The sequence below is a fragment of the Pseudogemmobacter sp. TB195 genome (assembly GCF_058313095.1).
Genome location: NZ_JBZEGG010000159.1, coordinates 1 through 589, shown reverse-complemented (window position 1 = coordinate 589; position 589 = coordinate 1). Strand labels below are relative to the sequence as shown.

The 589-nt window shown below is 66.0% G+C and carries 1 protein-coding gene; it reads right to left on the bottom strand.

Going from position 1 to position 589, the window contains the following annotated elements; translation table 11 throughout:
- Positions 1–55: 55 nt before the first annotated feature.
- Positions 56–589: GNAT family N-acetyltransferase (locus AC4FS3_RS29140; RefSeq protein WP_491023442.1), on the bottom strand; the 534-nt coding region annotated here is incomplete at its 5' end.

The following is a 589-nucleotide window of genomic DNA, read 5'->3' as shown; positions in this document are numbered from 1 at the left end:
AAAAGCTGGCGCAAATCACCGTTTCAGCATCAGCGACGCCGGCGGCTGGAGCCGCTCAGGCTTCCGCCGCCCGCTCCAGCGGCAGCGTGGCGATCATCACCGAGGGGTCCTCGCGATCGGCGCGGATCGAGAATCCGAGCTTGCGACAGACGCCAAGCATCGCCTGATTATCGCGCAGCACCTGACCTTCAACGACGCGGATGCCGTCGGCGCGCGCCCATTCGATGATCAGCCGCATCAGCTCCATGCCAAGGCCGGTGCCCTTGAGCTCGGAGCGGACCATGATGGCGTATTCGCCTTTCTCGTGGTTGGAATCGGCATGCAGGCGCACCACCCCCATCATCTGGCCCGTCGCCGCCTCGATGGCCACGAAGGCGATGGCCCGGGCGTAGTCCACCTGCACCAGCCGGGCGACGAAGGCGTGGTTGAAATCCCGCACCGGCGCGAAGAAGCGCAGGCGCAGATCATCCTCGGAAGCCTGGCTCATGAAGTCGACGAACATCTGTTCGTCCTCGGGGCGCACCGGCCGCACGAAGTAGACCTTGCCGCTGCGACCGGTGATCGTGCGCTCCCAGGCCCGGGGATAGGG